Genomic DNA, 21,935 nt, shown 5'->3' on the forward strand with positions numbered 1-21,935 from the left:
TCTCATTTAAACAAGATAAATTTTTAACCACCTATTGGAGAATTGGTTTGCATCAAGTAAACTTACCAATTCGACATGAATAACTTTGGAGTGCTTCGATGGCTCGCGTAACTGTAGAAGATGCAGTAGATAAAATTGGTAACCGTTTTGACTTAATCCTAGTAGCGGCGCGTCGCGCTCGTCAGATTTCTGTAGGTGGTAAAGATCCTATGGTTGATGCTGAAAACGATAAACCAACTGTAGTCGCTCTACGTGAGATCGAACAAGGGCTTGTGAACAACTCGTCTCTTGATATGATCGATCGTGAAGAGCAACAAAACCAAGAAGCTGCAGAGCTTGCTGCGGTTGCTGCAATTGTTGGCGGTAACAGCTAAGACCCCCTGCACTTCATACTCAAAGCCAGCTTTTATGCTGGCTTTGTTGTTTTTAAGCCTATACAACAAAATAATTACTCTCTGTAGACATAAAAGTCACAGCTAGCCATTGGTTTCTCTGATAATTCATCGTATATTCATAGCATCATATTACTTCACTGGAACATTGGAGTGTGAATGTATCTTTTTGAAGGCCTGAAGCAAAAGATCTCAGAATACCTTTCCCCCGCTGACGTAGAACTGGTTCAAAAAGCCTACGTGGTGGCGCGTGAAGCCCATGAAGGGCAAACTCGCTCTAGTGGCGAGCCTTATATCACTCACCCAGTTGAAGTGACACAAATTCTTGCCAGCATGCGTTTAGACCATGAAACCCTCATGGCGGCACTCATGCATGACGTGATTGAAGACACCGATTTCAGCAAGCAAGATCTTGCTGAAATTTTTGGCAATACTGTCGCGGAGCTTGTCGAGGGTGTAAGTAAGTTAGATAAACTCAGCTTTAAAGATAAAAAAGAATTCCAAGCTGAAAACTATCGCAAAATGATCATGGCGATGACGCAAGATATCCGCGTTATTCTGATTAAGCTTGCCGACAGAACCCACAACATGCGTACGCTTGGCGCACTTCGTCCAGATAAGCGTCGCCGTATCGCCCGTGAAACGCTAGAAATTTTTGCGCCTATCGCGAATCGCCTTGGTATTCATGACATTAAAAATGAATTAGAAGACTTAGGTTTTCAGGCGCTTTACCCAATGCGTCATCGCGCTTTAAAATCAGAAGTTGCTAAAGCTCGCGGTAACCGTAAAGAAGTGATCAGTAATATTCAAAATGAGATCAAATCTCGTCTTGAAGAAGCTGGTATTCAAGCGAATGTCAGTGGCCGTGAAAAACACTTATACAGCATATATCGTAAAATGCTCAACAAAGAACTGATGTTCAATGAAGTCATGGACATTTATGCTTTCCGTATTGCTGTTGATAACCTAGATACTTGTTATCGTGTACTCGGTGTGGCTCATAACTTATATAAGCCAATCGAAACACGTTTCAAAGATTATATTGCCGTACCAAAAACCAATGGTTACCAGTCACTACATACTTCACTTGTTGGCCCACATGGTATTCCAGTCGAGATCCAAATTCGTACCCACGATATGGATCAAATGGCTGACAAAGGGGTTGCTGCACATTGGATGTATAAAAAGGCCGGTGACAGTGCAGGCCATACGGCACAGCAACGCGCTCGTCAGTGGATGCAGAGCCTACTTGAATTACAACAAAGTGCTGGTTCATCGTTTGAGTTCGTTGAAAACGTTAAGACTGAGCTATTCCCAGAAGAGATTTATGTCTTCACGCCAGATGGCCGCATTGTAGAGCTTCCAATGGGTGCCACTGCCGTCGACTTCGCTTATGCGGTACATACCGATGTCGGTAATACTTGTGTAGGCGCGCGTGTAAATCGTAAACCTTATCCGCTCAGTAAAGCGCTCGACACCGGTCAAACTGTAGAAGTAATTACCAGCTCTGGTGCCCACCCTAACGCCACTTGGTTAAACTTCATTGTTACTGGTAAAGCGCGTTTAGGGGTTCGCAACTACCTGAAGAGCCAACGCGAAGAGGAAGCCTTAGAGTTAGGTCGTCGCTTACTCGATTCTGCCCTTGGCGAATATCAATTAAGTGATATCTCGCAAGAGCAAATCGACCGCGTATTAGCTGAGCACAAACTTTCAACCATGCTTGAACTGCTGGTTGAAATTGGCTGTGGCAACATCATGAGCATGCTCATCGCTAAGCGCTTATTGCAAAATGATGATCTTGACGAAGATGATGGCAGTATTGAACACCTAGCTAAGAAGGCTAAAGCTGCCATCATTGGTACTGAAGGCATGCTCGTTAACTACATGAAATGCTGTCGTCCAGTACCAGGTGATGCCATCACCGCTTATGTAAGCCAAGGTAAGGGCTTAAACGTTCACCGCCAAGAGTGTAAAAACATTAAAGGCTGGGAAAGCGAACGTTCTAAATATTTCGTCGTAAAATGGGATGACAACCCAGAAAAAGAATATATTGCAGGTCTTAGAGTTGAAATCATCAACCACCAAGGTACGCTTGCAAAATTAACCAGCGTGGTGGCAAGTACCAACGCAAATATCGTCGAAATTGCCACTGACGAAAAAGAAAGTAACTTATATATCATTGATTTAGGTATCACGGTTAAAGACCGTGTTCACGTCGCTGATGTGATGCGTAAGATCAGGGTGATGCCTGACGTTCAACGTGTATACCGTAAAAAGTAGGATTATTATGAACAAAGCAATTATTTCAACAGACAATGCACCTGCAGCTATCGGCACATATAGCCAAGCGGTTAAAGTAGGTACTGCTGTATACCTGTCTGGCCAGATCCCATTAGTGCCAGACACTATGGAAGTGATCTCAGAAGACTTTGCAGAGCAAACGCAACAGGTGTTTAAAAACCTAACTGCAGTGTGTGAAGCAGCGGGTGGTCGCTTACAAGATATGGTTAAGGTAAATATCTTCCTGACTGATTTAAGCAACTTCGCAACAGTAAATGAGATCATGAGCCAGCACTTCTCAACGCCATACCCTGCTCGTGCAGCCATCGGTGTAAGAGAATTACCTAAAGGTGTGCAAATCGAGATTGACGGCATCATGGAATTGCCTTCAACAAACTAATTGATAAAAGTTGTAATCAAAAAAGCCAGTCATTGACTGGCTTTTTTATTTTTTAAGTACTGTTAGAGGTTAAAACTGAACAGTTGCACCTACGTATAACTGACGCCCTAAAGGCACATAACCTAGTAATTCTCCACTTTTCGCAAAACCTGAGCCCGCCGTGAAGTAAGACTTGTCAGTTAAGTTCTCAACTCGAGCATTGAGCTCTAATGCATCAAATAACGCATAGTTAGCTGCTAAATTAAATACAGTATAAGATGGTAAAGTTGTGTTGTAGAAAGAAATTGATGGTCTATCCGAACGATATTGCATACTCGCATTAACGTTTAACTTTTCCCATGACTTTGAGATTGTGTAGTTAAATGACTTACTTGGGCGACGAGGAAGATCTGTACCTTTCGTATCGTCTTTAGCATCTAAGAAGGTTAAGTTTACGTTGTGATCAAAACCATATGCCGAAGTCGTTAAGCTCAGCTCAGCACCTTTCATCGTTGCACTGTCAACATTGTAAGGAATGTATTTGCCTGTATCTGCGTCATATTGATTAGAGATTAAGTTATCAATCTGATTACTAAAAATCGCAAATTCATAACGAGCAGAATCCGTTGTTACACTCAAACCTAGCTCATTGTTGGTCGCTTCTTCTGGTTTAATATTTAGGTTTGGTAGATACCAAGGGCTGCCTTTCACAAAAGCATTAGTTAAAGAAGGCGCTCTAAATGCTGTTCCGTGGTTGAAATGCATGCTCACATACTTGTTCGCTTTGATACCAAAAGCACTGCTATATGTATTTGCTCGACCATGAAAATCGTAGTCGTCAGAACGCGTAACTAAGCTTGCTAAAAACTTGCCGTCATCATAAAAACCACCGACAAAAACAGCTTGGTTATCACGAGACGTTTCAGAGAATGAAGCACTAGAACCACTTAAATCTTCATCTAACAGATTCGCTCCAGCTGTTAATTGCAACTCTTCATTAAGAGTATATAGAGTTCGATACTCTAATTCTGTTCGCTCTGTACTGTAAATATCTTCAGCATCAGTGCCCGTTTGTATGTTTTCTTCTTGCGAAAGACTGATTGCAGCAGTGTGGGTAAATTGTGCTGTTTTCTTTTCCCAGCCTAACTTACTCGTAAAGTTTTCGAAGTTATACGCATCGTTGCCCCAAGCATTATCATAATCTGCTTGACCGCTGCTGAACTGGCCAATGACGTTAAATACACCAAACTGATCAGCATCGTAGTTTAAATTAACGCCTAAATTGCGATTTAGGTAGCCATCCTGATCATGATCTTTACCTATTTCAGATTCTGGATCTTTGGCAATTACGTCATAACCATCAGTGCGCTCAAAACCAAAGTTAACGCTCACATCTAAGTTATCACGACTAAATTTAGTCGTACCTTGTAGATTAAAATAGTTATGCGCACCCGTTGTCACGTTTACTTGATGCTGTTGAGCTTCACGCGTAATAATGTTGATCACACCAGCAACGGCATCAGAACCATAAATTGCAGCGCGAGCGCCTTTAACTACTTCAATACGCTCAATACTATTTACAGGAATGTTAGTAAAAGACACATCGCCAGAGTTCGCATCGCTAATACGCACACCATCTACTAATACAAGTGTATGCTTGGTTGCTGCACCACGTACAAACACACTCACTTTTTGCCCATAGCCACCATTACGAACAATATCGACACCTGACAATGTATTTAATAGAGACGGAAGATCTCTGACATTTGATTGCTCAATTTGAGCTCTATCAATAACACTCACTGTCGCAAGTGCGCTATCAATAGATTGAGAGAATTTATTCGCGGTAACCGTGATACGTTCGATAGGTTGAGCCTGCTCAGCAGACACAGAAAAAGATAGTGCAGCAGCAACGGCAGCACCAAGCAAAGATTTTTTAAGCATAATAATTCCAAACTTGCGCCCACCGCACAAGTAACAACAAGTAAATTAGCTCAAGGCCGGTCTCCGGACTTTGCATTTATCAGAGCAGATATCTGCATCACCGTTGCGGGGGCAGTGTTGGACTACATACTTCCCTGAGTATATTCACCAACTTCCCGATTATCTCGATTTAATTCAAAGGTATTTTGGTGTTACCCACCACAAATCGAGCACCTTGAAAAGAGGCGCTATTGTGCACAAATATTATAAAAAAGGCAATGGACGTCTAGAAATCTAAAGGGCGTGAGCGCCCTTTAATTTTGAATTATTGAATTAATCGCGGAAGTTTTTAAACTGGAAAGGCTGACCTAGTTCACCAGTACGGATCAATTGCATTACTTCTTGTAAATCGTCGCGTTTTTTACCTGTTACGCGCACTTCTTCACCTTGAATAGACGCTTGGACTTTGATTTTTGAGTCTTTAATAAGCTTAACGATTTTCTTCGCCATATCTTTATCAATACCCTGCTTAAGTGCAACTTTACGTGACACATATTTACCAGAGCGCTCAATATCTTTAAGCTCAAGGCTTGAAACATCTAAGCCACGCTTTGACGCTTTTGCAGCAATGATATCGAATAACTGCATAACTTGCTGATCAGCTTCAGCTTTTAGTGTAATTGTTTCGTTTGCAAGCTCAATTGATGCATCCACACCACGGAAGTCATAGCGTGTTTCAAGTTCACGGTTTGCATTATCTACCGCATTTTTAGCTTCTGTCATTTCAATTTCAGAAACAATGTCAAATGATGGCATTATCTATCTCCTAATCATGTTATGGGCTGATTATAACAAGCAAAAACCAACTCGGTGAAAAAATTTATCTCAGCTGATAACATCTATTTACAGAGCACTTTCGTATATTCACCCACCATCCATTTTTCGGTGATATACTGGCTCTACTTTGCCTGCATAGAGATATAGGAAGTTTTGTGACTCGGCGTATTTACCAAGTTCTACTAATCATCACTTTAAGTATTTGTACTTTTTTATTTGCTAAAGAGATCCAGCACTCTGGTATACGTTTCGAACATGCCGACAAGGTTGCGCATTTCGGTATTTTCTTTGTGCTTGCCTTTATTATGCACCACGCTATTCGCTTTCCAATCTGGCTTCAGCTTTGTTTATTAACTGCTTACGGTGTAGGAATTGAATATATGCAGGATACACTTCCTTATCGTCAGGCCTCGATAGGTGATTTTGTTGCTGACTTCGCGGGCGCAGCCAGTTATTACCTCGGATACTTTGCTTGGCGAGAATGGCGAGTTCGAAAGAATGGCTAACATTCACATTCTCGGTGCGGGCGCTGTCGGTTTAAGCTTTGGATTTCATTTAAGCAAGCATCATCCAGTCACGCTACTGACTCGAAATAAACAAAACGTCGCATTTAATTATCAAGAAGACGAAACCGTCACGCCAATAGCCGCCAACATAGCTAACGTAACAAGTTTTACCCCACAAGATACAATCTCTATTTGCTTTATCTGCGTTAAAGCTTACCAGCTCAGAGATGCGTTCAATGCCATTCAACCCTTTCTAACGCCTGAAGCCAAGATAATTATCAGTCATAATGGTATTACTGATTTAGCTGAGATCACGTCGCAACTCAGTACGACTCAAAGCCTATACTTTATGAGTACATCACGCGGTGCACTTAAAGCATCGAGCAACACAGTGGTTCAAACAGGCATTGGTGCAACCTATTTAGGTGCTTGTAATACTGAAGCTGAAAATAGCATTGATACTTTTTATAAAGCGGTATTTGCTGAAAGTATTTCTCACAGTGCTATCCATCACGACATTACATTGCTGCGCTGGCAAAAGCTGATGGTTAATATTGCCATTAATCCACTCACCGCTTTGCACCAAGTTCAAAATGGACAATTACTCAAACCGAATTACGCCACACAAGTGATGAACTTATTAAACGAAGCCTGTTTCATCGCAGGCAAGCTAGGCGTTGATATCACTTTAGCTGAAGCGCTCAACAGTGCATATACCGTTATGCGACAAACTCGCAGCAATAACTCATCAATGGCACAAGATATTAAATTGGGTAGAAAAACAGAAATTGACTCTATCTGTGGCTATATCGTCAGTGAAGCAGAAAAGCTGGGATTGGATGCACCGTATAACCGGGCCATGCTTGAACAAATCAACCGTTTGGAACAAACAAGCTAATAGCAAAAAGCCGAGTTAAACTCGGCTTTTTAACAGACACTAATACATGTTATGGACGGTACACTTTTACATTCATGTAGCCGTTTTCATGCAAAATAAGTGCTTGTAACTGACTCATTACGCCACGGGCACAATATAAATAATATTCTTTATCTTGAGGCAGATCACCAAACTTAGTCGCTAATCTAAAGAATGGAATATGCTCTACTTCTACCCCTTCAAGCTCAAGTGGGTTTGCATCCTCTTCTTCTGGCGAACGAATATCAAGTACCACAGCATTTTCAGGAAGTTCACTAACAGTTTCGGCTTCTTTAACTTCTTCTTTCGCTTCTTCTTCGATTTCGCGAATGTCTTTTACTGTCGCGTTTTTAATCACGGTATCTAAAACATCAAAGTCGAACTTGGCTTCTTCTTCCAAGATCTTTGACATTTTCGCTTTTACAGTTGGTTTCTGAGAAATAACACCACAGTATTCAGGCATAGATTCTGCCATTTCTACCGTACCAATTTCACGGGCAATCTTAATGATATCTGCTTTGTCATGTTGAATAAGTGGGCGTAAAATCAGTGTTTCAGTTACACGGTCGATCACACTTAAGTTAGCCAGTGTTTGACTTGATACCTGACCGACACTTTCACCTGTGATTAACGCGTGAGCATTTACTTTTTCAGCTACTGCTGCGCCTGCACGCATCATCATACGCTTAAGTACGACACCCATTTGGCCGTTTTCTACATTTTCTAAAATCTCAGCAACGACAGGTTCAAAGTCTACCGTGATGAACTTAACTTTGTGAGTAGAGCTATATTGCTTCCATAGATAGTGACTTACCTGTTTCACGCCGATTTCGTGGGCAGCACCACCAAGGTTAAAGAATAAGAAGTGAGTACGCGCGCCTTTACGCATCATCTGATATGTCGCTACGCCTGAGTCAAAACCACCTGAGATCAGTGATAATACATCTTCTTGTGTCGGCAGAGGGAAGCCACCAATACCATAGTGAGTGTGGGTAACAATATAAGCCAGATCTTTTTTGATCTCGATTTTAACCACAACTTCAGGCTTACTTAATTTAACCTTAGCACCTTCAACATTTTGGTTAAGACCACCACCAACATAACGTTCTACGTCTGTTGAAGTGAAATCATGATTACCGTTACGTTTTACACGAACGCAGAAGGTTTTCCCCTCAATGGTATGGCTCGCAAGTTCTAAGGTGCGCTGATAAATATCGTCAATGGTTTCAAAAGGTGTTTCTTGTACTTCGATAAATTGCACAATACCAGGTACGCGTTTTAGGTTATCAATAAACCATTCACGGGTTTGTGCATCGCTAATATCCGTTTCAACTGCAATGTTATCCCAGTTATTTTTTACGCGAACTTTTTCATCTCGACGAATTAAAATCATCTTGATGTTTTTCTCAAGTAACTTGGTAAAGCGTTTACGAACAGATTTACTCTTGATCGCGATTTCAGGGTGCAGTTTTACGATAAATTTAAGCATAGAAACACTCTTAAGGTGGGCGAATGCGCGCCGCGTCAGTCGGGCGCGCGATTATAGCAAATTTCTATGCGATGAGGAAATAAACAATATTAGTTGATTAGGCAATACTCGGCAAAGCCTCATCAGCCAATTGCTGATACTGCTTTTGCAGATCGCTAATTTTCTTAAAACTCAAATCAGTGCAATATGGTTTGACTAAAACCAATACTTTGACAATACCGTTATAGATATCTTGTTGCTCTAATACCCCTGTCATACGACGTGCTTTAACGTAAGGTGTCCAGAAGCTCACCGTCATCTTTAACATGTGCGCAAATTCAGATGCATCTTCATCTGAAATTTCTATTACGCCAGCACTGCGTAATCCGATCACAACAGAGCGCACTTGATTAAACAAATCGGCTTGAAACTCTATGTATTGTCTTTTTAACTCACTGTCTTTTGCAAGAATGTCAGTTAGGTTGTCATAGAAGAAGTGATAACGCCACATAAGCTCAAACAATGAATCTAAATATTGTGTTAATTGTTCTAGTGGCTCGTGAGATGTGTCGAGTGGTTTAAAGTGGGTACTTAAATGCTCTCGATACAGAGTGAAGATATTACGGATAATGTCTTCTTTATTTTTAAAGTGGTAATACAAATTGCCGGGACTTATACCTAAGTTTGAAGCGATATGATTGGTAGTGATCGCTCGCTCTCCATGAAGGTTAAATAAGGCAATACTGGTACGAATAATTTTTTCCTTGGTATTCATATCCTGCTCTCAGACACGCTAATAATGATGAATATAATAACTAAATTCTGCTTTAATTACTTATTTGATTCTGTCATAAGACATAAATTATGTGACATTACCCAAAAAGAAAACAGTTCCATAAAAATTATATCCATACTGAAAATACCATTAAAATGGCTTAGTTATAAGCAACAAGTTGCTAAGCAGACCAGTGATATTTGCAGCAAAGCTTGATAACATTACAGAAATTTTATTCTGACTAAACTGTTATGAAAGTTACCGCGCTATATCCAGGTACATTTGACCCACTCACCAATGGTCACGCAGATTTAATTAAGCGTGCCGCTAAGATGTTTGATGTCGTACTACTCGCCATTGCCAATAATCCGAGTAAAAAGCCTTGCTTTAACTTAGATGAGCGCGTTGCACTCGCTGAGCAGGTGCTGAGTGAATACAAAAACGTTAAAGTCATCGGTTTTTCTGGACTATTAGTCGATTTAGCTAAGCAGCAAAATGCCCAGGTACTAATTCGCGGCATTCGCGCAGTCTCGGATTTTGACTATGAGTTTCAATTAGCGAATATGAACCGCCGACTTAACCCTGATCTTGAAAGCGTATTTTTAACGCCTTCAGAAAGAAACTCATTCATCTCCTCAACACTCGTTAAAGAAGTAGCTTTACATCATGGAGATGTAACCGAGTTTGTCGATCCTATTGTTGCCAAGGCCTTATTGGAAAAATTACACGGATGAAATTAAAAGTATTAGCCCTAGCAGTCGGCCTAAGTAGCTTCTCGGCTATTTCTAGCCCATGGATAGAAGCTGAACAAGCGCAGCTTAAGCACTCTATCGACTTACTTGTTAGTCACAACCTAATTCAACGACCAGTTAATCAATACCCGTTATTATGGCGAGGTATAGTGCAAGACTTGGCTGCTGTTGATATGAATGAAGTACCTGAGTCGGCAAAATTCGCGATTGCGCATATCAAGCATGCTTTATCTAATTCGAAACAAAAACGCCGCTCAAGCATTCGCGCCTTCTACAACCAAGACCCTGAATTAAGTGAAGGGTTTGGTGAGCGCAAAGGCGCAAAGTCTGGTATTAAAACGTTTGGTCAGATAATCAGTGATGACGTTAGCGCCAAAGTGCAAGTAAACTACACGGATGATGCTATTGATGGAAAGTACATCAATCATTATGGTAGCCATGTCGCGATATTGCTAGATAACTGGTCTGCCAGTATAGAGCAACTGAACTATTGGTGGGGCCCAGGTAATGAGCAAGCTTTACTGCTTAGCAATAACGCGGCCCCTATGAAGGCGTTTAGACTGAGTAGAGCCAATAGCGACTACCAAGGCCCTTCATTTTTATCATTTATCGGCCCTTGGCAAGTCACTGCTATCGCGGCCAAGCAAAAGCCAACATTAGCCACAAAGAAAGAAGGTGATTTTTGGGGCGTCCGCTTATCTAGCATGCCATTATCAGGATTAGAGATTGCGTTTAGCTCAACATCAAGTGACTTTATTTTTAAAGAAGGCCCACAAAACTCCGAGCTTAGAAGCAAACAACGCCTAACAAGCTTAGATGCGAAATACTCTAACACTTTTCAAGGTTTACCTTTTGCTGTCTATGCTGAGATAGCTGGTGAAAATGACGCAGGGTTATTACCCAGTAATAGCAGCTATACCCTTGGTATTGAAGGTCACCTTGCAGATATGACCTATCGAGCAAAAGGCTTTATTGAATTAAGTGATACAGAACTGAATTGCCAAACAGAGCAAGCCAGTTTCCAATGTAATTTTAGCACTCCAAACGAAGGTGCTGATTACATGCAACGCGAGCAATGGCTGGGTGCAGCCATGGGGCCGCAAGCTAAAAGCATCACTCTTGGTATTGATTATTACCGTCTAGCTGGTTTCGGCGGATATGCTAAATTAAAGCAGTTAAATTTTGACTCTTTAGATTTAGATAGAAGCTTACTCGAAGTAGGCTATCAGCAAGGCGTATTAAAAGGCTTAGGAAAACTAGGCTTGAGTGTTTGGAAAGATAAACTACCCAAAGATTCTGAGACGCACACAGCAGTCTCAGCAAGCTGGGAAATTCAATTTTAATTAAGGGCGCGTATTAGCGCCCTTAATTTTTTTGCTCAGTTTATACCAACCTAAAAAATCTTTTTGTACAACTAAAACTAGGACCATGATGAGGTCAGAACCATTTATTCCATAGCTAAATACAGTCCAAAACCACCAATAGCCACTCTCCTTCAACCCCTCATGTATAAGTAAAAGATCAAGCTGTAATAAGAAAAATAAAGAAGCGTTCACTCCAAGTGCAACCGTTAAATAAAAACGACACAATTCCCCCAAACTTGTTCCTATTTTTACAAAACTGTAAATAAATAGAATTGTTAGAATATCCAGCACCATATAGGGTGTATTAGGCATGTAAACTGAACGTACCTCGGAGAGCCAATATATGTAATCGAATGGCATGGGAATCGCGTATGACACAGACATAACAAGCGACAAAATCAAAACTTCATGTGCTTGCTGTTTTTTTAAAGGGTAGCTGTTTCCTCTGGAGGTTCTGACAAAGTTCACCAGAAGCACCATAAAAAAGATAAACGTTGTAGTATGTCCATATAAAAACTGCACTATTGGCTCAAAGTACAATATTTCACCAAAAAGATACAAAACTTCTATCATTTTAATTCACCAACTCTAAGCTTTTTATTTCTCCTTGCTAAAAATTGTGACTCGAGCTTATGTAAAAGTAATATATCCCTATAACTCAAGAGCACCAGAATCATCACTGCATCGAAAAAGTTTACACCTATCGTAAATACATCCCAAAACCACCAAGCTTTGAAAGGTTTAAAGTCGTCATACATCAGAATTAAATCGATTTGTACTAAGAGGAATAAAATAGAGTTACACGATAAACAAAAGACAATATAGCGTTTGCATAGTAATGCTTTGTTACTTTGGGTATTCATCAAAAAACATATCAGCAGAATGGTGAGTATATCTAGAAAAAGATAAACCGTATAAGGGAAGTAACGCGAAGAAAAGTCGAACAAGGTAACTAAGAGTTCTATTGGTATCATTAAGGCATAAGAGATGAACATTACAACAGATAGCTTAAGCACTTCTTTTCGTTCAACTTTTGCATTTTGACTTGCATGTATATTGGATGTTCTTACATAACTTGCCAGCATGACTAAAAAAAATAACCAAGTTACAAGGTGCTTGTATAGAAATCTGGTGAAAAGATCCCAGTCCATTTCCACTCCAAAGTAGATTATCCCGTAATTATCCATAACCACCTGTTACTCATTGCGGAGTTGAAATTGATTGAAAAGAAAGTGGAGCTTGAGAAAATCTTTATGTAATAACAAGACTAAAATCATCATGGCATCGAATGTATTAACCCCTACTGCAAAAACATACCAAAGCCACCATGGCTGGTAAGATTTTAATCCCTCAAAGACCAAAAATACTTCTATTTGAATAACTAGAAAAAGTAGTGAATTACACAACAAGCCTACAAGCAAATAAGTTTTGCATATCTTGCCTTGCTCAGAACGCGTATTCACACAGTTATAAATAAATAATACAGTTAAAATATCAAGTAAAAGGAAGTAAGTATTGGGGTAAAGATAAGAGATTAGCTCTTTCAAATTTACGAAGTAATCAATCACACTACCAATAAAATAAGATAAGAACATGATAGTTGATAACTGTAATGGTTCTTTTAATTTTGCTTTATCTATATTCTTGAATTGCCAGCCAGACATCCTCACAAAATTTAATAAGGTCGTCATTAAGAAGTTCCAAATGACAAAGTTGGCTAGAAAACTAGAAAAGATAGCAGAGGAAAAAAGGGTAACCACAGTAATACATAACCCGAAGTAATAAACTCTATAGAAAAAGGCGCAAAAAGAACTATAAAGCCCATTTAACTGCAATTAGACAAGTTAAACTTTATTACGTATCGATACAAGCCTTTCATTACAATGAGTGCGCATTATTACAACGGTAAATCTGATTGGCCAGACAGCTTGAACGGGAGAAGTAATCTCTTTTTGTATTACCCATAAGGGTATATTAAGTTGAAATTGTTTTTTGCTTTTTAGAAAAATAGATTGAGATTTTGTTTTTCAAAAATTTCATACCTAAATAGTCTCGATCTAATATGAGTGCTGCAACCATGATCACATCTATAGTATTAATCGCTAATGTATAGAAATACCAGAACCACCAAGGTTCTCTATTAGCTAACACCCTTAAATCAATATGAATAAGTAAACAAAGTAAAGCGTTTAATGTTAAACCAGCAATAACATACTTAGCAGCTGTACATAAAGTTTGTTTGAAAGCCTTATTTAAAGAGATAATCAAAGAAATTGTAATTAGATCATAAGCAATCCAAGTGAGATACATACCTTCTCTATTCGTCTCAGTTAGATCTATAAAATGATTACTTGTGAAATAAGATAAAGCCATTACAACAGAAGTTATAAGGAGGGATATATTTCTACTTATGCCTGAAACATAAAAGAAAGAGTTTAATAGAAATGCTAAAAACATCCCTATTAGAATTACCGTATCAAAATGAAGGCCAAGGGTAATTGATGTAATGATATATCCCACCAAAAGAGCTAGTTAAAACTTGGCTTACTCACCTTTTTTTTCAGGTAACGGATCTACAAGACCACCACCGCGAGCGCCAGTAATTTGCTCTAAAAACTTTTCAGATTTAATTACCTTACCAGAAAGAGAATTGATTTGGCTAGTGCTTTGAGCTGAACGTTGTTTTGATACTAAAGTTTTAATTACCTTTAACATAATGTTTCCTTATTTACGCTGTGAAACAGAGAGTCACAAAAGTGACGTTTAATTATTGTTAAAAGTTATTTAGCAATGATCGATCCAATATTACACCTTATTACACTCACCTTGATTGAATGCTGTTTTTATGTTCATAAGAAACAAAAAAGCACCAATTTGATATAAAAATGGTGCTTAATTAATAATTTAAAGCTTTACTAAAATAAATTAGTACTGGCTTGATTCAAAAAGTATTGGCTTAACACGCCAAAAATGCATTCAACAAGCCGCTAAAAATTTATCACTACTTAGATTCTGCTTGCTGTTTAGCAAATTTTATAGCTTGTTCCACTTGTGGCAACGAGGTGCCGCCAAGGGCTTGCCGTGCGGCAATACAGGCATCAATTTCTAAAACAGGATAAACGTCATCTGCAATGACAGGACACACTGTCTGAAATTCATCAAGTGATAAATCTTCTAGGTTTTGGCCTTTGCTAATCGCATGCTGAACAAGCTGCCCAACAATATGGTGACCTTCTCTAAATGGAATACCTTTAGCAACTAGGTAGTCAGCGAGCTCAGTGGCATTAGCATGCCCGCCTTGCGCTGCTTTTAATGTTGCTTCACCGTTTACCTTGATACCTTTAATACAGGCTTGTGCCATATGGATACAAGCAAGCCAAGTCGGCATAGCATCAAACAAACCTTCTTTGTCTTCTTGCATGTCTTTATTATAAGCAAGCGGTAAAGCTTTTAGTGTCATCATCATGGCGCTAAAAGCACCAAAGACACGGCCCGTTTTACCACGGATTAACTCTAAAGCATCTGGGTTTTTCTTTTGTGGCATTAACGACGAACCCGAAGTCACATTATCAGCCAACTCAATAAAACCAGCTTCGCCTGAGTTGTAGAAAATCAAATCTTCCGCGAAGCGCGATAAATGCATCATCGAAATACTGGCACAACTTAAAAGCTCAACCACAAAGTCGCGATCAGACACTGCATCTAAACTGTTACGGCTGGCATGGCTAAAACCAAGATTATGCGCTAAAGCCTCTCTATCAATCGGGTAAGCTGTGCCTGCTAACGCACCACTGCCCAGTGGGCTGACATTTAGTCTATTAATGGCATCGTTTAAACGAGACTCATCCCGCTCTAGCATTTCAACATAGGCCATGCACCAATGACTGAATAGTACCGGCTGTGCACGCTGTAAATGTGTATAGCCAGGTAGAATTGTGCCAAGCTCACGTTCGGCAAGGGCGACGAACTCTGCTTTTAAAGCTTGAATGGCTTCAACTATTTGTTCGGCTGTACTTCGACTCCAAAGACGAAAATCAGTCGCAACCTGATCGTTGCGACTGCGGCCCGTGTGTAGTTTTTTCGCCAAATCGCCTACTTTATCTATCAGCTTAGCTTCAACATACGAATGGATGTCCTCATACCCAGCACTAGCAACCGCCGATAAATCTTGTTGTACTTCGCTTAATAGTTCATTCAAAGCTGCAACCAGCTCAGTATGCTCTTGTGCACTTAACACATTAACTTGCTGCAGTGCACCGGCCCAAGCGATTGAGCCGATAATGTCTTGCTCTGCCATTTGATAATCAAACGGCAAAGAATCATTAAATTGTTTAAAAGCCTCATCAGGTCCTGATGAAAAACGACCACCCCATAATGCCATGCTGAAATCTCCGAACTTAACTCTTATTTAGCCTTTGCGTTTAACGCGGCAATTCTGCTCGACAACGAGAACAGGCGAATAAACCCTTCTGCATGCGACTGGTCGTATACATCATCTTCACCAAATGTGGCAAAATCTTCACTGTATAAGCTATTAACCGATTGCTTTTGTACCGCAGCTACTTGGCCTTTATACATTTTTAAGATCACTTCACCTGTTGCAACTTCACTTAGCGCTTCTGCACCTGCTAGCACTGAGTCTTTTAAAGGCGTGAACCAACGACCGTCATACACTAAATGTGCAAATTCAGAAGAAAGCGCCTCTTTCCATTTTCGACTTGCTTTATCTAGCACTAACTCATCGATTGCTTGCAGTGCAGCCATCATGACTGTGCCACCTGGCGTTTCATAACAACCACGAGACTTCATACCCACTAAGCGGTTTTCAAGTATATCAACTCGACCCACACCGTGTGGCGCTGCTAGTTTATTTAACTCCATTAAACATTTATATGGACTATAACGCTCACCGTTAACCGCAACGATTTGCCCCTTCTCTACCGACACAGCAACAAACTCTGGTTTGTCTGGTGCTTGCTCTGGCGCTGTAGTCCAAGTCCAAACTTGATCGCTTGGTTGGTTCCACGGATCTTCTAGTTCCCCACCTTCATGCGAAATATGCCAAGCATTGGCATCGCGGCTATAAATCTTGGTCGCAGATGCTGCACATGGAATATTACGCTCTGCTAAATAATCAAGTAATGACTCACGGCTTGATAGATCCCACTCACGCCAAGGTGCGATCACTTTTAGATCTGGCGCCAATGCCGAGAAACAAGATTCAAAACGGACTTGGTCGTTACCTTTCCCCGTACACCCGTGAGCTAACGCATCAGCACCTACTTTGCGAGCCACTTCAACCTGTGCTTTAGCAATGATAGGACGTGCCATAGACGTGCCTAGTAAGTAAGTGCCTTCGTAGATTGCGCCTGTTTTCAGTGTTGGGTAAATATAGTCACTCACCATTTCTTCTTTAAGATCTACTATGTGACACTCTGATGCACCCGAGGCTAAAGCTTTCTCCTCAACACCCACTAGCTCTTCATCGCCCTGACCTACATCGGCAACAAAGGCGACGACTTCACAGTCATAGTTTTCTTTTAGCCAAGGAACAATTGCTGATGTATCGAGGCCACCAGAATATGCCAATACAACCTTTTTGATTTCGCTCATTACTTTACCCTTACACATAATTTGGATTTAACAGTGATACCAGCAGTGCATTTTGAGCATGCATGCGGTTTTCAGCTTGTTGAATAATTTTTGAATTTGCACCGTCCATCACCTCTGAGGTGATCTCGTACTCACGATGCGCAGGTTGGCAATGTAGAATTGTGCTTGCGCCTGATTGTTCTACCAACTGCTGATTTATTTGATACGGCATATATTTAGCTTTAACTTGCTCAAGTGGTGTCGTGTCACCCATTGACACCCAGGTATCTGCATACAAGGCATCAGCACCTGTTGCTGCTTCTATGTCATCGCTTACAGTGATTGACGCACCTGACTCTAATGCCAGTTGTTCTGCTTGCTTTAAAATCTGTGCATCTGGTGACGCGCCTTTTGGACTAATCGCCACAAAGTCAGTACCCAATGTTGCAGCTAATAACATAAGAGAATGAGTGACGTTATTGCCTTCACCTAAATACGCCAGTTTGATTTTGCTGACATCGCCATAAACTTCTTGCAACGTTAAAAAGTCGGCCAATGCCTGACATGGATGGTAAAGATCACATAAGCTGTTCACCACAGGGACACTCGAAAACTCAGCCAATGTTTGCAATGAACTATGTGCATTAACACGTGCCACGATGCCATCAGCCCAAGTAGCAATATTGAGGGCAAAATCTTTCACCGACTCACGACCGCCCATCGCACCGTTTTGTTGATCAAGATAAACCGCATGGCCGCCTAAACGGTTAATACCAATATCGAAAGACACACGAGTACGTAAACTCGGCTTTTCAAACAAGGTAACGATAGATTGACCTGCAAGGGCTTGGTTAAACTCTTTTGGTTGCTGCTTGATGGTTTGTGCAAGCGATAATAGTTTTAACGCTTGTGCTTTATTTAATTCTAATCCTGTTAAAAAATGAGATGTCATTGCTATTTCCTAAGGTGTAATTTTTGTACCGACATGGATGCCTTGAACTAAGGCAATAAGATTTTCTGGCTTCTGCCAGCTCGATATGTACACCCCGCGTCGTAAGTGTTGTGCAGCGTGCAGGCTGGTCTTCACTTTGACCTCCATGCCGCCAACAATGACTCCTTCTTCGATAAGAGTTGCAATGTGTTGTTCAGATAGTTGATGTAAAGGCTGTTTGTTCGCATCAAGCACCGCCTCTACATCTGTCATATAAATAAGTTCAGCATCAAGTTGCTCAGCAATCGCCGCAGCCGCTTCATCTGCATTAACGTTATAAAGTTGACCGTCAGCGCCGATACCTATTGAGCTCACCATAGGTGTTCTGCCCAGCTCTAACAGAGTAGGTAAAATACTTGCTTCACCCTGTTGGCACTCGCCCACTTGACCCAATGCTTTGAGTTTTTGCGAAGCAATTAAGCCCGCTTCATATAAACAAGTACCTACAGGTTTTAAACCCGCTTTAATCGCTTGACCACTTAGTTGCTTGTTCGCAGTACCTGCCAATGCGCCCACAATATATGGCATTTGTTCTTTTGGACTGATACGAAGGCCTTGGTGCTTAGCAGTTGCAAAGCCCGCCTCCGACAACCATTTATCAACGAGCGCACCGCCGCCATGTACCACAACAAACTGCTTGTCGATTTGTACCTTTGTCAGCTCAGCAATTGCAGAAAATAGTCCCATCGCTGCATCTTCCGTGTTTAACACCGCACCACCGACTTTAATGACCCATGTTTGCATCTTCATGACACTCCTTTTAAGCCAAGTTCAGCAGGTAACAATGCTGCGATATTCATACACTGTAGCGCTTGACCAGCTGCCCCTTTTAACAGGTTATCAATGGCAACCACCACAATCAGTTGCTCACCTTGTACTTGCCAGCCAATATCAACATACGGCTGTTTGGCCACACCTTTAATTGAAGGCATTTGCTTAGTGCCTTTTAAACGAATTAACGGCTCGTCGGCGAGCACCTGAAATGCTTCGTTAACCTGGTGCTCACTCACACCCGGCTTCAGCTTCACATAAATGGTTTCAAGAATACCGCGAGCAAAGTTGCCTAAGTGCGGGGTGAATAACACTGAATGACCAAGATACTGTGAAATTTCAGGCGTATGCCTATGATTGAATAACCCATAAGGTGCGAGAGACACTTCGCAAAACTGGGTGCCTATATTGGCTTTACGACCCGCCCCAGTTACGCCCGATACCGCGTTAACAATGATGGTATCGTCGGCAAGTAAATCTGCTTGTTTAAGTGGTTTTAAACCATTTAACGCAGCAGTCGGGTAACAACCAGCAACGGCAACCAGTTGCGCCTGTGAAATACCCTTTGCATTCCACTCCGCCAAGCCATATTCAGCTTGTGCAAGCCAGGTTGGTGATTGGTGCGTAAAACCATAAAAACTGTCGTAATCTTGAGGGTTTTTAAGTCTAAAACCGCCTGATAAATCAAATACTTTTTTGCCCATAGCTAAAAACTTAGGCGCAAGCTCTACGCTGACTTTGTGATCTGTACACAGGCACACAAAGTCTGAATTTGCTTCGATATCAATAAAGGCTTGTTCATTAAGAGGTAAAAGAAGCGTGTCGAGCAAAGAGGCATGTTCTGGATACAAGTCACTCAGTAGTTTTCCTTTGTCTAAACTTTGCTCTGACACAAAACATCCAGCAAGGGAGAAGTTGGGATGTTTGGCAATTAAACTGGCTAATTCAGCGCCGCTATAGCCGCTAGCGCCAATAATAGTTACATTCAACATAGTAAAAAATCTCTAAAAATTTGGTTCCGTTTCGTGCCCAATGGGCATTATTTAAAAAGTGTTGAATGTATATCGTCGCATCTTAGCCTCAACTTATATTTATGCTTAAAAAGTGAATTGATATTCATACTAAACACATATAAATTATTATGCAAACATTTTGAATAAATATTTTGGACTGATATGACCACTCCCGCTTTTATTAATATGTACCAGCAGCTTATCGCCGAGCCTTCTATTAGTGCGCTCGATCCACAGCTCAATATGAGCAATTACTCCACCATAGAATTATTAGCAGCTTGGTGTGAAAATTTAAGCTTTCAGGTTGAGATAACTGAACTTAAAAGCGCACCGGGTAAATTTAATTTACTGGCAAAACGTGGCGAAGGTGAAGGCGGCTTAATGTTGGCAGGGCATACAGACACTGTGCCTTTTGATGACAGTCGCTGGCGTTACGATCCATTTAAACTCAGCGAAGTCGATAACAAACTATATGGTCTAGGTTCAATTGATATGAAAGGCTTTTTTGCATTTGTAATTGAAGCCATTAAACAACTTGATACACAAGGCGCGAATCAAACAAAACCCATTATGATTCTCGCCACGGCAGATGAAGAAACCACTATGGCAGGCGCACAAGAAGTGGCAAAACATCAAAACTTAAAACCTGAGTTTTGTGTTATTGGTGAACCGACTGATATGGTGCCAGTATTCACTCATAAAGGGCATATGAGTACCGCCATTCGTGTTACCGGTAAGTCGGGTCATAGTTCTGATCCTGCACGCGGTTTAAATGCCATTGAAGTGATGCATAAGATTATTGCAAAGCTGTTGCAACTTAAAGACACTTTAAAGAATAAATATTCAATTGAGCATTTTGCAATACCCTACCCCACTCTAAATCTGGGGCATATTCATGGAGGAGATAATGCTAATCGTATCTGTGGCTGCTGTGAGTTGCACTTAGACATTCGTCCATTACCCGGACTGAGTATTCAAGAGCTGCAATTATTATTGCTAGAAGCGGTTAAACCCATTAATGATGAATACCCAAATAGCGTCGCGGTTATCGACTTGCATGATCCTATTCCAGCCTTTACTGGCACAACCGACAGTGCATTAGTAAAACTAGCTGAAGCAGTTTCAGGAGAACAAGCAATCGCGGTGAACTACTGCACTGAAGCACCATTTTTGCAGCAACTTGGCTGTGAAACGATTGTTATGGGTCCAGGCTCTATCGAACAAGCCCACCAGCCTGATGAGTTTTTAGCAATGGAGAAAATCAAACCATCGCAAGAGAAGATCACACAGTTAATTCATAAATTATGTTTTTAAAACTAAAAAGCCACCGAAAGGTGGCTTTTAACATCAGATGCTCAATTACATGTCACAAGGAATTGATTTGCAAATCTCAACACTCATTGTGTAAGTTGTTGGTCTCTGGCAAATATCTGACGTTGTATCGCACTGGAGTGAATTAAAACCACCCGCGACCGCTGGAGTTGCATTTACTGGAAGTGCTTTGTTGTCTTTTGAAAGGTTTTTTACGCTTTTTTTGTTTAGTTTAAGTTTCATTTTATTTTCCTTAAATGAATGAGCTTGGTACCTATGGATGATTTACTTTCGATCCATCAGAACCAATGGATGAATAAAGTATTGTTCTTTAACTTATTAAGATAAACAGTCGTTTCTGTAGCTTGGTGGCAAAGTAGTAATTGTGATACAAGGATTTGTATGGCAAACCTCTGTTTTTGCAAACACTGGCACACCACCTGCGATTTGTGGCGTTGCTTCTAAAGCAACTTGAGCGTTATCTAAACTTAAGTTTTTTACTTTCTTTTTGTTTAACTTCAATTTCATAGTGACTTTCCTTATTGAGTGTGACCTAAAGGTCAAAAAAGAAACTACCAAAAAGGGGACAAGCTAGCAAGAATTTAATTGAATATTTCTCAAGTAAGGAAAATGATAATTAAAAAGCAATTAAACGTAAAAAAAGA

23 protein-coding genes, 1 pseudogene and 1 riboswitch are annotated in these 21,935 nt (G+C 40.7%); of the genes and pseudogenes, 8 read left to right on the forward strand and 16 right to left on the reverse strand.

Annotation, left to right across the window (positions count from 1 at the left end; translation table 11 throughout):
- Positions 1–98: 98 nt before the first annotated feature.
- From rpoZ to AC1HJP_RS09290, 3 genes are all read left to right on the forward strand, one after another.
- The gene (gene rpoZ, locus AC1HJP_RS09280; protein ID WP_138478438.1) at positions 99–374 is read left to right on the forward strand and encodes a DNA-directed RNA polymerase subunit omega; all 276 of its coding nucleotides are present in this window, start codon (positions 99–101) and stop codon (positions 372–374) included.
- Between the two features lie 177 nt (positions 375–551).
- Positions 552–2,672, forward strand: a complete 2,121-nt coding sequence (spoT, locus tag AC1HJP_RS09285) for a bifunctional GTP diphosphokinase/guanosine-3',5'-bis pyrophosphate 3'-pyrophosphohydrolase (RefSeq protein WP_480361562.1) — start codon at positions 552–554, stop codon at positions 2,670–2,672.
- Between the two features lie 7 nt (positions 2,673–2,679).
- Positions 2,680–3,072: a RidA family protein gene (locus AC1HJP_RS09290; RefSeq protein WP_058031058.1), complete on the forward strand. Its 393-nt coding sequence runs from the start codon at positions 2,680–2,682 to the stop codon at positions 3,070–3,072.
- Positions 3,073–3,141: 69 nt separating this feature from the next.
- Here the strand turns inward: AC1HJP_RS09290 and AC1HJP_RS09295 are convergent, their stop codons facing one another.
- Together AC1HJP_RS09295 and AC1HJP_RS09300 are read right to left on the reverse strand one after the other, a co-directional pair.
- Complete coding sequence (locus tag AC1HJP_RS09295; protein WP_480361563.1) at positions 3,142–4,995, reverse strand: TonB-dependent receptor domain-containing protein; 1,854 nt, start codon at positions 4,993–4,995, stop codon at positions 3,142–3,144.
- A 37-nt stretch (positions 4,996–5,032) separates the two neighbouring features.
- Positions 5,033–5,227, reverse strand: a riboswitch (cobalamin riboswitch).
- An 80-nt stretch (positions 5,228–5,307) separates the two neighbouring features.
- Complete coding sequence (locus AC1HJP_RS09300; RefSeq protein ID WP_138478415.1) at positions 5,308–5,790, reverse strand: YajQ family cyclic di-GMP-binding protein; 483 nt, start codon at positions 5,788–5,790, stop codon at positions 5,308–5,310.
- Positions 5,791–5,966: 176 nt separating this feature from the next.
- Between AC1HJP_RS09300 and AC1HJP_RS09305 the strand changes: the two genes are divergently transcribed.
- The gene (locus AC1HJP_RS09305; protein WP_480361564.1) at positions 5,967–6,317 is read left to right on the forward strand and encodes a VanZ family protein; all 351 of its coding nucleotides are present in this window, start codon (positions 5,967–5,969) and stop codon (positions 6,315–6,317) included.
- The gene (locus AC1HJP_RS09310; protein ID WP_480361565.1) at positions 6,310–7,215 is read left to right on the forward strand and encodes a ketopantoate reductase family protein; all 906 of its coding nucleotides are present in this window, start codon (positions 6,310–6,312) and stop codon (positions 7,213–7,215) included. The genes AC1HJP_RS09305 and AC1HJP_RS09310 overlap by 8 nt, the downstream gene beginning before the upstream one ends.
- A gap of 49 nt (positions 7,216–7,264) precedes the next feature.
- Here the strand turns inward: AC1HJP_RS09310 and thiI are convergent, their stop codons facing one another.
- Positions 7,265–8,722 (reverse strand): tRNA uracil 4-sulfurtransferase ThiI, encoded by a 1,458-nt coding sequence (gene thiI / locus AC1HJP_RS09315; RefSeq protein WP_480361566.1) that lies wholly within the window; start codon positions 8,720–8,722, stop codon positions 7,265–7,267.
- Between the two features lie 97 nt (positions 8,723–8,819).
- Entirely contained in the window at positions 8,820–9,476 is a 657-nt protein-coding gene (locus AC1HJP_RS09320) for a TetR/AcrR family transcriptional regulator (protein WP_480361567.1), read from the reverse strand.
- Positions 9,477–9,727: 251 nt separating this feature from the next.
- Between AC1HJP_RS09320 and coaD the strand changes: the two genes are divergently transcribed.
- On the forward strand, positions 9,728–10,210 hold the full coding sequence (gene coaD, locus AC1HJP_RS09325; protein ID WP_138478405.1) for a pantetheine-phosphate adenylyltransferase: 483 nt from the start codon (positions 9,728–9,730) through the stop codon (positions 10,208–10,210).
- Complete coding sequence (locus AC1HJP_RS09330; RefSeq protein ID WP_480361568.1) at positions 10,207–11,571, forward strand: capsule assembly Wzi family protein; 1,365 nt, start codon at positions 10,207–10,209, stop codon at positions 11,569–11,571. The genes coaD and AC1HJP_RS09330 overlap by 4 nt, the downstream gene beginning before the upstream one ends.
- On the opposite strand, the gene AC1HJP_RS09335 is transcribed toward AC1HJP_RS09330, so the two are convergent.
- From AC1HJP_RS09335 to argC, 10 genes and pseudogenes are all read right to left on the reverse strand, one after another.
- A complete protein-coding gene (locus tag AC1HJP_RS09335) occupies positions 11,572–12,165 on the reverse strand; it encodes a hypothetical protein (protein WP_480361569.1) in 594 nt (197 codons plus the stop codon).
- Positions 12,162–12,743, reverse strand: a complete 582-nt coding sequence (locus AC1HJP_RS09340; protein ID WP_480361570.1) for a hypothetical protein — start codon at positions 12,741–12,743, stop codon at positions 12,162–12,164. The genes AC1HJP_RS09335 and AC1HJP_RS09340 overlap by 4 nt, the downstream gene beginning before the upstream one ends.
- 45 nt (positions 12,744–12,788) lie before the next feature.
- On the reverse strand, positions 12,789–13,283 hold the full coding sequence (locus AC1HJP_RS09345) for a hypothetical protein (protein WP_475162991.1): 495 nt from the start codon (positions 13,281–13,283) through the stop codon (positions 12,789–12,791).
- Between the two features lie 283 nt (positions 13,284–13,566).
- Positions 13,567–14,112, reverse strand: a complete 546-nt coding sequence (locus AC1HJP_RS09350) for a hypothetical protein (RefSeq protein WP_480361571.1) — start codon at positions 14,110–14,112, stop codon at positions 13,567–13,569.
- A 24-nt stretch (positions 14,113–14,136) separates the two neighbouring features.
- A complete protein-coding gene (locus tag AC1HJP_RS09355) occupies positions 14,137–14,307 on the reverse strand; it encodes a hypothetical protein (protein WP_480361572.1) in 171 nt (56 codons plus the stop codon).
- A gap of 295 nt (positions 14,308–14,602) precedes the next feature.
- Positions 14,603–15,973: pseudogene (gene argH, locus AC1HJP_RS09360) on the reverse strand (argininosuccinate lyase); the annotation flags it as partial.
- 23 nt (positions 15,974–15,996) lie between these two features.
- The gene (locus tag AC1HJP_RS09365; protein WP_475162999.1) at positions 15,997–17,205 is read right to left on the reverse strand and encodes an argininosuccinate synthase; all 1,209 of its coding nucleotides are present in this window, start codon (positions 17,203–17,205) and stop codon (positions 15,997–15,999) included.
- 10 nt (positions 17,206–17,215) lie between these two features.
- Positions 17,216–18,136 carry an ornithine carbamoyltransferase gene (locus AC1HJP_RS09370; RefSeq protein ID WP_138478390.1) on the reverse strand — a complete coding sequence of 307 codons (921 nt, stop codon included), beginning with the start codon at positions 18,134–18,136 and terminating at the stop codon, positions 17,216–17,218.
- Positions 18,137–18,145: 9 nt separating this feature from the next.
- Positions 18,146–18,925 carry an acetylglutamate kinase gene (argB, locus tag AC1HJP_RS09375; RefSeq protein WP_480361573.1) on the reverse strand — a complete coding sequence of 260 codons (780 nt, stop codon included), beginning with the start codon at positions 18,923–18,925 and terminating at the stop codon, positions 18,146–18,148.
- Positions 18,922–19,935 carry an N-acetyl-gamma-glutamyl-phosphate reductase gene (gene argC, locus AC1HJP_RS09380; RefSeq protein WP_480361684.1) on the reverse strand — a complete coding sequence of 338 codons (1,014 nt, stop codon included), beginning with the start codon at positions 19,933–19,935 and terminating at the stop codon, positions 18,922–18,924. The genes argB and argC overlap by 4 nt, the downstream gene beginning before the upstream one ends.
- Positions 19,936–20,121: 186 nt before the next feature.
- Here argC and argE point away from each other — a divergent pair, with 186 nt between their 5' ends.
- Positions 20,122–21,273, forward strand: a complete 1,152-nt coding sequence (gene argE / locus AC1HJP_RS09385) for an acetylornithine deacetylase (protein WP_480361574.1) — start codon at positions 20,122–20,124, stop codon at positions 21,271–21,273.
- A gap of 45 nt (positions 21,274–21,318) precedes the next feature.
- On the opposite strand, the gene AC1HJP_RS09390 is transcribed toward argE, so the two are convergent.
- Positions 21,319–21,513, reverse strand: a complete 195-nt coding sequence (locus AC1HJP_RS09390; RefSeq protein ID WP_480361575.1) for a hypothetical protein — start codon at positions 21,511–21,513, stop codon at positions 21,319–21,321.
- Between the two features lie 96 nt (positions 21,514–21,609).
- Positions 21,610–21,798: a hypothetical protein gene (locus AC1HJP_RS09395; protein WP_138478381.1), complete on the reverse strand. Its 189-nt coding sequence runs from the start codon at positions 21,796–21,798 to the stop codon at positions 21,610–21,612.
- Positions 21,799–21,935: the final 137 nt, after the last annotated feature.

Source organism: Pseudoalteromonas sp. NFXS53, assembly GCF_056629255.1.